The sequence below is a fragment of the Nitrosomonas sp. ANs5 genome, assembly GCF_050584665.1.
Classification (GTDB): domain Bacteria; phylum Pseudomonadota; class Gammaproteobacteria; order Burkholderiales; family Nitrosomonadaceae; genus Nitrosomonas.
In genome coordinates this window covers 1-11,479 of record NZ_JBEUDO010000071.1, presented here as the reverse complement: position 1 = coordinate 11,479, position 11,479 = coordinate 1, and the positions used below count along the sequence as shown (strand labels likewise).

The window sequence follows — 11,479 nt, the reverse complement described above, 5'->3', positions numbered from 1 at the left end:
AGATATTTATCACTCGTTAGCCATCACAGCGCCACCATGGACGCATAAGCTTGCGCAACCGCTCTTCTTTGGCACGAACCTTCCTTTTGATAAGTTCTATCATCGACGGGCGCATATACGAAATATCACCAACTGCTGTGTAGATGGTGAACGGTGTTTTCAGTGTTCCCTCAACCTCGGTCTTGAAGCGAGTGAAATCAACTTGAAACTGCGCTAACTCTTCGATGTCTTCAGTGTCAACTGAGATGCCATCCTTTTTCCAAAATCTCCATGATGCGACCGTTGTTCTCGACGACGCGGACGACATATTGGTTTGAGAGCTGGATCGTAGTTTCGGCGTCGGCGCGTACAGATGCCCGAGTTTTCTCGTCTTGGCTCCAGTTCTTTTGTACGATCTCCCTGGTATAGGCATCGCTGAATGCGCCGCACAGGGCAAATAGCTTTTCGTTCTGCTGAGCGAAAAATGACAGTGGGCCGTAGAGAGACTGCAATTGTCCCTTCAAGTGGTCGATCTCGCGCTGTCTGCGGATACCAACGGATGAGTTAACCCAGTTGCCGACGGCGACAGCGAATCCGCCACCAAGAAAGCTCATGAGGTACTGGATGAACTGTTCAGGCGTCATAACGCAGGGCTCCTGATAGCTAACGTAATGTATACGACATTTTCTCTCATAATCTTGCGTATAATTAGGGTCAGAGTAATATTATGTTGGGCTATTTATGCACTCTTCATCTTTCTTCCGCCAGCCGACAGGTCGACCTGCCTTTTTGGCCGTTACCCGCCGACCCGTCAATTTTTCGATTTCCGCTTTAAATCGTTCATTGCCCAGCGCCAGCCCTTTGTTCAGCGTTTGTCGAATCTCTGTCAATAATTCTCCTTCGACTTGTTGCTTGAATAATTGCCGGTATCTGGCTTGCCGTTCGCTTTCTTCATTGCCTAGGAGGCTGTCCGAGAATAGACTGATCTACTGCGGTCGATTCTGGCTGGCGGGATTTTCCGATCCTTTTCGTTGAATAGAACGACTATTCGCCTCAAATGATCGAAAAATCCCACTCAACCAGTCTCGCCCTCGCTACGATCGCTATTCTCGGACAGCCTCCTAGCGCCCTATACAGTGCATGCGGCGTGCAGAATAGATGGATATGATTGGTCATGAACACCCATGCATGCATATCGACCTGATATTTCCTCGACGCCTCTTGTAACCAATGCGCATAGGCTGCGAATCTTGTTCGTCGGCAAAACAAACCTGACGATTATCGCCTCGCTGTATAACATGCTGAGGCACGCCAACCGGGCACACTCTCGATAATCTTGCCATTTATTGCCTGCGATTCTTCAAATTGATACCGCAGACTGCAGAGCATAGCAGATATTTATTTTACTCCGACCCCATTTATATTATAGTCCGGCAAGCAATGCATTGCCGGATCGGTTGCTCGCAGGCGGGACAGCAAGCCCGTGGCGGTCACGATACCGCGGCTACGGATGGGATAGCCCGAAACTTCAAGCGATCTCCCAACCCATGTATTACAAGTATTGAAGGCATGGAACGACCCTGTGGCACGATAAAAACGGCTGTTGCCGTATAAGCCAGGTCCGAGTGGTGCCATGCGCCGCCCCTCCGAATAGTCGAAACTTTCTGCAATAAAACCCAATAGACGTTGATAGTCTGCCCGAGGCAGGGTGAGCGCGACGATCGTCACATCATCCCAAAAAAAACGGTGCGGGGTTTCCGGAATCGAGACCACATGCAGCACCGCATCGGTTGGCCAGAACATCGCCCGAATGGCAAGGAGAATCGAGGTCTTCCGGGCCTGGTAGTACTTTGCATCGCCCCAGCCCACTTCAATGTAGTTCCCGGCGGTCCAGTCGCTGGACAGTCCCGGCACCACCGTCACTAAATCCTCGCGTTTGACCACGATGCCCGTATGCAGGCCATGGTTGATCACATAAACCAGCTCGCACGGTTGCCGCTCGGGTACAGGCATCATTTCCGCAGTTATCGCCTTGGCAGGGATGAGGAACGCCCATAACAGCCACACAACCCTCCCCCGCAGGATGCTCCGCCCAATCCGAGGACACCATGTCAGCAAGCTTTTGAACGCAATCGGAACAGGCGTCATGAGATTACAAACAAAACAGGTAAAAATGCCGATGAGATTTCATTGTGGCAGACTCCCCCAGATATTACGAAAAAACCGGCGTTGCCCTCAACTGGACGATATTTCGCAGCCATACGCCACCTGCGCTCAACAAGCCTTGCGCTCCATCAGATAGCACAAGCAATCCTGGCGGATAATTTTCGCATCGCATGTCAGCATGGCCGGCATCAGAAAACGTTTTGTCACCAATAAATTATCACGTCGCGCAAAATACTGTTCGGTCACATCCTGTCCATGGCCGTTCGTCGCCCTCAGACCCAGCGAAGCATGGCCATCGATCGAGCCAAACGAGGTGCCGGGCTTGAGTTCGCGAAAATTCATCTGATCCAGTGCGGGATCGAATTTGAGCACGCCCGGCCCGGGACCGAAGCCGAACGTGGTGTGCTCGCAAACTTTAACCGTGGCGACCGTATGGAACAAATCGATATCGTGTTTGGGAAACGGGCGGGCGGGAAAGGCCTGCAAATGCAGACAGGCTTCGAGAAATTGTAGCGCATGTTCAACGCTGCCGATGCTGCCCGGTTTACCGCACTCCAAGGCAACTGCGGGGCAGCGGGCGGAAAAGGCACTGGTTTGCGTTCCGAGCGGTTGCCGGAAATACACCACGGTGCGGCCGAACAACGTCGCGAGATAATAGTTCGCGTCCTCCAGTAAGGTAATGCAGGCATAATGCGGATTGGTGCCGGTATTGTTGTGAATATCGACACTGGCAAACAGCGAGCAGCCCTCCATTTCGCTCACCACGGCCCGCATCAACGCGCTTTCCGGCAGATCGGGCTTCGAGGTACCCGGCCATATCCGGTTATAGTCCGGCTGATGATCGAGACGGCGCAACCGCCAGCGTGCTGCCTCGACATTGCCGATGAATATCGTCAAACTGCGCGGCAACTTAACGGCCGCATATTTGGCAAGCAGTTTCCGGATAGCCAGCCAGCCGGTATCTTCATTGCCATGCAGCAAAGTGGAAACGAACAATCGGTCCTGACGCTCTCCTTCGATATGAATCAGCGTTGGGCCACCCAGCAGCTCAAACAGCGCATCACTGGATGCCGCTAACAGCGCTGGTGGCGCTGCATGCAAGATGCGTAATTCTGGATTCATATGTCCCATTCATGCACAGGTGCTCCGCTACGTTGATTCTCCAAATATTTGGCCGTCAGGTCGAAAAAATTATGGTCATGGCTATTCAAGTAGGCACGCTGCCAAGCGGCACCTGTTTGGCGTGATTTCACGCGCGCCTCGACGATGTTCAGATACCGCCGGCGGGAATCCCGATCGATACCGAGCATGGTTAAACCATAGTCCGCAATCGGCAACAGTTCATCCAGAATCAGACTGGCGGCGTTCACCATATGTTGTTCGCCCGGCCAGTCGAGTTTGGCTTCCAATCCATACTGGGCGGCACGGTAAAAGTTGGCCCGGGCTGCCGAAAACAGCAGATCGGTTTCCGGTGGCCGGATTTGCTCGGCCAGATAGTGCACCGCCCCGTAATAAAAAGCCGTGCTGGCAATCTGATCCAGGATACTGGGACCGGCCGCCATGACGCGTTGTTCAATCCGTACATGCGGCTGGCCCGCGTTGTCGAATCCGATCAACGGACGGCTCCAGCGCCAGATGGTGCCATTGTGCAACCGCAGATGATCAAAATGCGCCGGTGGGGTATCAAACTGTATCGGCAGCAGGGCTTCATACATTTTGAGGTTTTCCTCGAAGCATTCCCAAACGCTCGACTCCAGATAGCCGGAACCGAATGTCACGCGCTCGGTGGCTTGCTCGCCCAGATTGACCGCCTGTTCAAACAGAGGAATGCGCGTCTCTTCCCATAGCGTATGCTGAAAAAGAAAGGGGGAATTGGCCGTGGCCGCGACCAATGGCGCGCACAGCATGAGCGAGGCATTGTAGTAACGCACGGCTTTTTCCACGGGAATCTGCAAGTGCACCTGAAACGAGGTCGCGGCCGCTTCCAGCATGACATCCATTTGCGACAAAGCCAGCTGCTCTTCGCCGCTGATGTTGATCTGAATCGGCCGCCCACCACGCAGCTTGATCACCTCGGTATTGAGCGCGCTAAACCGATTCAGTGGAGAAATATTGGCCAGGCACAAGTCCTGCTCCCGCACGGTCGGCAAAATCCCAATCAGGATCAGGGCATTATCCAGATCATGCGCTTTTTTCATGCAGTAGCGCCAGGTTTGCTCCAGCTCGCTTTCCATCCGCAGCAGGGCATTGCCATGCAATGCCTGGGGCGTGCTGTTCAGCTCGACATTGAAGCGGGAAAGCTCGGGCACCACCAAGGGATGATCAAGATGCGCCAGAAAGGCTTCATTGTTCGGTGCGGGAAAAAGATTGCGGTCGATCAGCCAGGCTTCCAGCTCGCATCCGGCAACAAAGCCGCTGGATGAAAAACTGCCGGATGCCAGGGCGCTGCGCAACAATGCCGTCTCCTCTGCCAGCCGCTGGTCAAACAGCGCCCGTTCTTCTGCCCGAAAATGATCGGCTGCAATTTCCTGGCCCATGGCATTATCCAATCCGTAAATTCAAGTTCACACAAGGCGCAAACCGCCGACAGCAGTCAGCCAGCGGCAGGCATGCTATAGCGCAAGCATACCATGTTGACCCTATGGCAACCACTCTTCCCGGGCCTGCTGTCCAAAGTCGCTCTCCTGGCCCGGACGGGATCAATCACACAACGATCCCTATCATATATGGCATACTCCCTTCTTTGTCGATTCTCCGGAGAAGGTCCCTTTCGTGGCTAGTTATGAGTTTCTGATCGGTCTACGCTATACGCGCGCCAAACGCCGAAACCACTTTATTTCGTTCATCTCGCTGATATCCCTGCTGGGCATCACGCTCGGCATGACAGCCCTGATCACCGTCATGTCGGTCATGAACGGCTTTCACAAGGAAGTACGCGAACGCATTTTGGGCGTCGCCTCACATGCTCAGATCAGCAGCTTCCAGGACGGTCTGTATAACTGGCAGGCTATTGCAGAAACCGCCACCCAACACTCGCAAGTCATGGCAGCAGCGCCTTACATCGATGCGCAGGGCATGCTTTCGTACAACCAGGTGGTGCGCGGGACGATCGTGCGCGGCATTTTGCCGGAGAGCGAGCACAATGTGGCCGATTTTACTGACAGAATGGTGACAGGCGAACTCCAGCAACTGGCGGCGGGTGAATTCGGCATTGTGATCGGGCTTGAACTGGCCAGAACCCTGGGTGCTTATCCGGGCGACAAGATCGTGCTCATCTCGCCGCAGGGCCAAGTCACGCCAGCCGGGATACTGCCGCGCCTGAAGCAATTCACCGTCACTGGTATTTTCGAAGTCGGGCATTTCGAATATGACTCCGGCCTCGCGCTGATCCATCTGGCCGACGCCCAGAAACTTTATCGCATGGCGCCCAATCAGGTTTCCGGCGTCCGCTTGAAGCTGCACGACATGTTCCAGTCCACCCGGGTCATTCATGAGCTGGCCGAAACCCTCACGCCCGATCTGTACTTCACCGACTGGACCCAGCAACACGCCAACTACTTCCGCGCGATTCAGATCGAAAAACGCATGCTGTCGTTGATCCTCGCCCTGATCATTGCGGTGGCCGCCTTCAACATCGTCTCCACACTGGTGATGGCTGTGACCGACAAACAGGCGGATATCGCGATCCTGCGCACGCTGGGAGCAAGCCCGGGCAGTATCATGAAGATTTTCATTATCCAGGGCGCACTGCTCGGCATTTTCGGTACCCTGCTGGGTCTGCTTGGCGGTGTTCTGCTGGCCTACAATGTCGGTGAGGTTGTCGCCTTTATCGAGCATTTATTCAATGTCCAGTTTCTCTCCCAAGAAGTTTATTACATCAGCAAGATTCCTTCCGACCCCCATCTGGCAGATATCGTCACGGTCGCAGCAGTGTCGTTCGTACTGACATTGCTGGCGACGCTCTATCCGAGTTATCGCGCCTCCAAAGTCAACCCGGCCGAGGCATTGAGCTATGAATAAAACCATCATTGCCTGTCGTAATCTCTATAAAAGCTATTTTCAGGGAAAACTAGAAGTCCCGGTCCTGCATGGCATCGATCTTGAGCTGGGTGCGGGTGAAATGGTCGCCATCGTCGGCGCTTCCGGCTCCGGCAAAAGCACCCTGTTGCATTTACTGGGAGGACTAGATCAGCCTACCCAAGGCGAAGTATTGTTGCTGGGCAAGAATCTGGCAAGCGTCAGTGAAGCCGAACGCGGCCATCTGCGCAACCAGTCCCTCGGCTTTGTCTACCAGTTTCATCATCTGCTCCCGGAATTCAGCGCACAGGAAAATGTCGCCATGCCCCTGTTCATTCGCCGCGTGAAAAAGCCAGATGCCCTGGAACAGGCAGCGGAAATGCTGCAGCGGGTCGGCCTGGGCCACCGCCTCACGCATACGCCAGGCGAACTCTCCGGCGGCGAACGCCAGCGCGCGGCAGTTGCCCGTGCCCTGGTCACCCGCCCTGCCTGTGTGCTGGCCGACGAGCCAACCGGCAATCTCGACCGCCAGACCGCCGGGGGTGTATTCGACTTGATGCTGGAACTCAATCGCCAGGCCAACGCGGCAATGGTGATCGTCACCCACGATCCGGAACTCGCCGCCCGGGCAGACCGGGTCTTGCAACTGGTGGATGGCGTATTGCAGTAATCGCCGAAAAAAGTGGTCAAGGGCGTATTCGTGACGCTGACACCACTGGGAACCGAAAAACTTGAAGCCAGATTTTTTCCGGCAACCGCAATTTAGCATCGGCTGAATGCCTCCGGGTTGCATATATCCAGCAGAGAATTGCATGGAGGCATTCAAATCACTTGGATTCATTCAGCATTTCCCAAGCAATCGATCCGGTCCCCGGCGAGTAGCAATTCCTTGTAGAATGCATGCGTTAGCTTGCAATACCCAATCCGAGACCAGACAACATAAACGTCAGCCACGTCGACCATTCAAATGACGGTTAGTCCCGCAGCACAAAAAATCCTCCAGGAAGTCTTTGGCTATACCGCCTTTCGCGGCAAGCAGCAAGCGATCATCGAGCATGTGGCAACTGGCGGCGATGCGCTGGTCCTGATGCCGACAGGCGGCGGCAAGTCATTATGTTATCAGCTGCCCGCGTTGCTGCGGCCGGGCGTGGCAATCGTGATCTCCCCGCTGATCGCCTTGATGCAGGACCAGGTCGAAACACTCACCCAGCTCGGCGTGCAGGCCGAGTTTCTCAACTCCAGCCTGGACGCCAACGCCGCGCGGGCAGTCTCCAACCGCCTGCTGCAAGGCGAACTCAAACTGCTGTACGTGGCCCCCGAACGCTTGCTGACCAGCAGCTTCCTCAACCTGCTGGAACGTCTGCAGGCGCGGCATGGCCTCGCGCTGTTCGCGATCGACGAGGTACATTGCGTTTCGCAATGGGGGCATGATTTCCGACCCGAATATCGCAAGCTGACCGTACTGCACCAGCGCTTCCCGAGCGTGCCGCGCATCGCGCTGACCGCTACCGCCGATGCACCCACACGCGCGGAAATTGTCGAGCGCCTGGCGCTGGAAAACGCACAGCAATTCGTCGCCAGTTTCGATCGGCCCAACATCTGCTACCGCGTGGCGATCAAGCACAATCCACGCCAGCAATTGCAAACCTTCCTGGGAGCTGAACATGCCCATGACGCAGGCATCGTCTATTGCCTGTCACGCAAGAAAGTGGAGGAAACCGCGGCCTGGCTGCAAACACGCGGCTGGGACGCACTGCCCTACCATGCCGGGCTTGATGCCGCCACACGCCATCAGCATCAGCGCAGATTCCTGCGCGAAGAGGGCATCATCATGGTCGCCACCGTGGCCTTCGGGATGGGCATAGACAAACCCAATGTGCGCTTTGTCGCCCACCTCGATTTGCCCAAGAACCTGGAAAGCTATTATCAGGAAACCGGCCGCGCCGGCCGCGACGGCCTCCCGGCTACCGCCTGGATGGTCTATGGCTTGGGCGATGTGGTATCGCTGCGGCAGATGATGGATGCGGGCGATGCGCCGGAAGAACGCAAGCTGGTCGAACGGCAGAAACTCGATGCCTTGCTGGGTTTCTGCGAATCCACCACCTGCCGCCACCAGACGATTCTGCGCTATTTCGGCGAAACCCATCCCGGCGATTGCGGTCAATGCGACAACTGCCTCAACCCGGTTGAAACCTGGGATGCAACCGAAGCCGCCCGCATGGCGCTCTCCTGCGTCTACCGTTGCGGCCAACGCTTCGGCACCGGTCATTTGATCGATGTCCTGCTTGGCAAGCAGACCGCGCAAGTGGAGAAATTTCAACACCAGCACCTCAGTACATACGGCATCGGCAAGACATTGACCGCGCAACAATGGAGCAGCGTCTATCGGCAGCTGGTCGCGACCGGTGTATTGCAAGTGCAAATGGAAGTCTTCGGAAGACTGAGCTTGACCGAAGCCGCGCGCCCGATTCTACGCGGCGAGCAAAGGGTTTTTCTGCGGCACGACGCCCGACCCGCCAAACCTGTCACCAGCCGCCCCGAACGGGCAGCGCGATTGCGTGAAGCTTTTGCCAACGCCGAAGAGGATCCGTTATGGCAAGCGCTCAAGGCCAAGCGCACAGAACTCGCCCGCGAACAAGGCGTGCCCCCCTATGTCATTTTCCATGACAGCACCCTGCTGGAAATCCTCAACCAACGCCCCGCCAACCTTGACGCACTCGGCCACATCAGCGGTGTCGGTCAAGCGAAGCTGGCCCGTTACGGCGCGCAATTCTTACAAGTACTGAAGAATGCGGCATATGCGGGCGATTGACCGGAAAGGATCGCCAGGCCAAGCCCGTCCTGTTTCTGCAGCGACGCTACGCCCAGATGATGATCCAAATTCCCGCCATGAAAAGGATGCACGCGGCCAGTGTGTTCAGTACCCTGCCAGAATTGCCTGCACGCATCTGCCCAGCTTTGCTGGCAGCATAGGCATAGGCGAGCTTGACGCCCCCTATTGCCATCACGGTGATGGCAACAATCGCGGCAATGTCCATAGCCGAGAGGCTGGACAGATTCAGAAAAGCAGGCAAGAAACCCAGATAAAATAAAACTGCTTTCTGATCACCGAGCGTGATCAACAGCCCTGTCATGAAGCTCGACAACAGCGAAGAATCGCCGCTGGTCTGGCTCTGGCACCACTGTCTCCTTGTGCGCCAAGTCAGGACACCGAGCCAGATCAAATAGGCGCCGCCCAGATATCTGACTGCGACAAACGCTGGCCCCATCGCCTTAACAAGCAGCGCCAGCCCGAAAACAACAAACAGAATGAAAAAGATATCCCCCAGCACAATGCCGGCCACGGTGCATGCGCCATGCACAAAGCCGAAGCTGGCCGATTTGGCAGAAACCACCAGGACACTGACGCTCGGTACTGCAGCCAGCACCGACATGGCAACAAACAGGGCCAGAATGCTGTTGAATTCAAGGTTCAGTTCCATTCACCAGATGTTCATATTAAGGCAAGTATTCCAGGATAGCCGATTGGCTTCATATAACGCAGGCCGCAGGGATACCTTTATCGGTCTTGGCATTTGCGCTCAACTGCGGATAGGTTTTCGTGGACCGGTTGCTGCAATGCATGGTGATTCGGTGCAATCAATCGCATGTGCAGCAGCGGATATGCCCTTCCTTGCCTATCCTTTTCCGAACGCCCCTCCACGACGAACCCGCACGCTTCATAGAACTGCCGGGCTGCCGTATTTTGCTCGTTGACATCCACGGTCAGCGCCGGGTGCAGCGATTGGGCATATCGCACCATTTGTCGTCCAATCCCACGGCCATGGAATTCCGGTGCAAGAAACAAAGCCTCCATCTTGTTTCCAGACAATCCCATAAAACCCAGGTTGGACCCGGAAGCATCACATGCGACCCAGATCGCGGACTCGCTGGAAGATAGATAACCGCGCACATGCGGAATCATCGATTGAATATCGTTAGCCGATACGAAAACATGTGTCGCCTGAACGGATCTCAACCAGCAATCCAATAGCGTCTCATAATCGGTTGGCTGTGCTGCGCGGATGACTAAATCTGGATTACCCGACCCAAGCGGCAGGGGAGACAGCCCCGCTTTATCCAACCTATCCCCCTGTTGGTTCGCAAATTCCTTTTCCATCTTGAATCGCATGAACGTCACACCATGCCTGACGGGACGCTCCACTTCGAGCACACGATATCCGAAACGCTCGAAGAAAGGCCGCGCGACGGCGCTCGCTTCGACTCGAACCGCCGTCACTCCCTTTGACTGCGCATGCGCCTCAAGCATCGAGAGAATTGCTGATCCCAGCCCGCGCCGTGCATGATCCGGATGACAATACATATAAGCTATATGGTCCACAGGATGCAATTGACCGAAGGCGGCCGGGACACCGTCAATCACTGCACAGAGGGTAACCCCCTTCGCCAGCGTGCGCCGAAACGCCTCGGCGTCCTCCGGATACATCGCCCAAGCGTTTATTTGTTCTTCCGTGTACCCCTGACGCCCAAGCACAAGAGCTGCAGCGCGGTAAACTGCGATGAGCGCTTCGGTATCGGCCGTTATGTAGTTCCTGAACCTCATATCATCTGGCATTCGGATATATCCCCACGATCATCACTCGCGTGTTCATGGCGCCCTGACCCAGCGCGACGAAAGCATCATGACATCCAGCTAAAGTTGTTCTTTTGAAATGAGGAAATATATTACGCCAGAAAAGACATTAAGAATGATAATGTCAACGTTATAAGATCTGGGATTTGTACTTGAAAGAGCAGATGCAACGCTTGGAACGGTCAGTGCCACAAAATTAAAGAATCGCGCTCTACATAAGACCATCACTGTCCGTCCTGGAACAGTAACTCAGCTTCTTGTCCGTACCCATGCGCAACCTAGCGGACAGCAGATTATTGGCCCAAAGTCATATCAGCAGTTTTTACATAGTCGGAAAAGGTATGCTCTTGACTGCTCATCAAGCTGATTAAATTAATCAGATTACAGTCGCCTAATCCAGGGCTGGTAAAAGTTGCGCCAATTCCTGGGCAACCTTTGCCAGTCGGTTATTCGGAAAAGTGGAGAATAGAATGAATCTGGAAATGTTAGAAGAAACGCACAACCGTAATCCGGCTACCCGGGCGATTTGCGACCAGAGATAGAAATTGTGTTTGCCAATTTTGAGCTGACCATTCCAAATTTACATGCAAATGCAGAAATCCAAGTTTCATGGCGTTGTTTGTATTGCTTGGGCAAGAGGTAGGCATGATAAAAATTTTGATAGGCGTCGCACGCCCTAATTTT

At 54.8% G+C, this 11,479-nt stretch carries 12 protein-coding genes; 4 read left to right on the top strand and 8 right to left on the bottom strand.

The features are described from left to right. Positions 1-217: hypothetical protein (locus ABTW62_RS12620; protein WP_430904929.1), on the top strand; the 217-nt coding region annotated here is incomplete at its 5' end. A 19-nt stretch (positions 218-236) separates the two neighbouring features. Here the strand turns inward: ABTW62_RS12620 and ABTW62_RS12615 are convergent. The 5 genes from ABTW62_RS12615 to ABTW62_RS12595 all read right to left on the bottom strand — a co-directional run bounded on the left by ABTW62_RS12615 (position 237) and on the right by ABTW62_RS12595 (position 4,682). Continuing rightward, positions 237-623, bottom strand: a complete 387-nt coding sequence (locus ABTW62_RS12615) for a hypothetical protein (RefSeq protein ID WP_430904928.1) — start codon at positions 621-623, stop codon at positions 237-239. A gap of 81 nt (positions 624-704) precedes the next feature. Then, positions 705-869 (bottom strand): hypothetical protein, encoded by a 165-nt coding sequence (locus tag ABTW62_RS12610; RefSeq protein WP_430904927.1) that lies wholly within the window; start codon positions 867-869, stop codon positions 705-707. A gap of 508 nt (positions 870-1,377) precedes the next feature. Continuing rightward, positions 1,378-1,995 carry a DUF2459 domain-containing protein gene (locus ABTW62_RS12605; protein ID WP_430904926.1) on the bottom strand — a complete coding sequence of 206 codons (618 nt, stop codon included), beginning with the start codon at positions 1,993-1,995 and terminating at the stop codon, positions 1,378-1,380. 258 nt (positions 1,996-2,253) lie between these two features. Next, the gene (locus ABTW62_RS12600) at positions 2,254-3,267 is read right to left on the bottom strand and encodes a M14 family metallopeptidase (protein WP_430904925.1); all 1,014 of its coding nucleotides are present in this window, start codon (positions 3,265-3,267) and stop codon (positions 2,254-2,256) included. Beyond that, positions 3,264-4,682 (bottom strand): glutamate--cysteine ligase, encoded by a 1,419-nt coding sequence (locus ABTW62_RS12595; protein WP_430904924.1) that lies wholly within the window; start codon positions 4,680-4,682, stop codon positions 3,264-3,266. Before ABTW62_RS12595 ends, ABTW62_RS12600 begins: the two co-directional genes overlap by 4 nt. 235 nt (positions 4,683-4,917) lie before the next feature. Here ABTW62_RS12595 and ABTW62_RS12590 point away from each other — a divergent pair, with 235 nt between their 5' ends. The 3 genes from ABTW62_RS12590 (at position 4,918) to recQ (ending at position 8,974) form a co-directional block, all read left to right on the top strand. Continuing rightward, positions 4,918-6,165 (top strand): lipoprotein-releasing ABC transporter permease subunit, encoded by a 1,248-nt coding sequence (locus ABTW62_RS12590; RefSeq protein ID WP_430904923.1) that lies wholly within the window; start codon positions 4,918-4,920, stop codon positions 6,163-6,165. Then, positions 6,158-6,832 carry a lipoprotein-releasing ABC transporter ATP-binding protein LolD gene (gene lolD / locus ABTW62_RS12585; protein ID WP_430904922.1) on the top strand — a complete coding sequence of 225 codons (675 nt, stop codon included), beginning with the start codon at positions 6,158-6,160 and terminating at the stop codon, positions 6,830-6,832. Before ABTW62_RS12590 ends, lolD begins: the two co-directional genes overlap by 8 nt. Before the next feature lie 297 nt (positions 6,833-7,129). Continuing rightward, positions 7,130-8,974, top strand: coding sequence for a DNA helicase RecQ (recQ, locus tag ABTW62_RS12580; protein WP_430904921.1), 1,845 nt, complete (start codon positions 7,130-7,132; stop codon positions 8,972-8,974). Positions 8,975-9,020: 46 nt separating this feature from the next. Here recQ and ABTW62_RS12575 read toward each other — a convergent pair whose 3' ends face one another. From ABTW62_RS12575 to ABTW62_RS12565, 3 genes are all read right to left on the bottom strand, one after another. Then, on the bottom strand, positions 9,021-9,644 hold the full coding sequence (locus tag ABTW62_RS12575; protein WP_430904920.1) for a LysE family translocator: 624 nt from the start codon (positions 9,642-9,644) through the stop codon (positions 9,021-9,023). Positions 9,645-9,721: 77 nt separating this feature from the next. Beyond that, entirely contained in the window at positions 9,722-10,777 is a 1,056-nt protein-coding gene (locus ABTW62_RS12570; protein WP_430904919.1) for an acetyltransferase, read from the bottom strand. A gap of 503 nt (positions 10,778-11,280) precedes the next feature. Then, on the bottom strand, positions 11,281-11,479 hold a 199-nt coding region (locus ABTW62_RS12565; protein ID WP_430904918.1), incomplete at its 5' end, for a hypothetical protein.

Coding starts and splice junctions, on each gene's coding strand:
- ABTW62_RS12615 (WP_430904928.1), bottom strand. CDS start 623: ATGACGCCTGAACAGTTCATCCAGTACCTCATGAGCTTTCTTGGTGGC.
- ABTW62_RS12605 (WP_430904926.1), bottom strand. CDS start 1,995: ATGATGCCTGTACCCGAGCGGCAACCGTGCGAGCTGGTTTATGTGATC.
- ABTW62_RS12600 (WP_430904925.1), bottom strand. CDS start 3,267: ATGAATCCAGAATTACGCATCTTGCATGCAGCGCCACCAGCGCTGTTA.
- ABTW62_RS12595 (WP_430904924.1), bottom strand. CDS start 4,682: ATGGGCCAGGAAATTGCAGCCGATCATTTTCGGGCAGAAGAACGGGCG.
- lolD (WP_430904922.1), top strand. CDS start 6,158: ATGAATAAAACCATCATTGCCTGTCGTAATCTCTATAAAAGCTATTTT.
- recQ (WP_430904921.1), top strand. CDS start 7,130: ATGACGGTTAGTCCCGCAGCACAAAAAATCCTCCAGGAAGTCTTTGGC.
- ABTW62_RS12575 (WP_430904920.1), bottom strand. CDS start 9,644: ATGGAACTGAACCTTGAATTCAACAGCATTCTGGCCCTGTTTGTTGCC.
- ABTW62_RS12570 (WP_430904919.1), bottom strand. CDS start 10,777: ATGCCAGATGATATGAGGTTCAGGAACTACATAACGGCCGATACCGAA.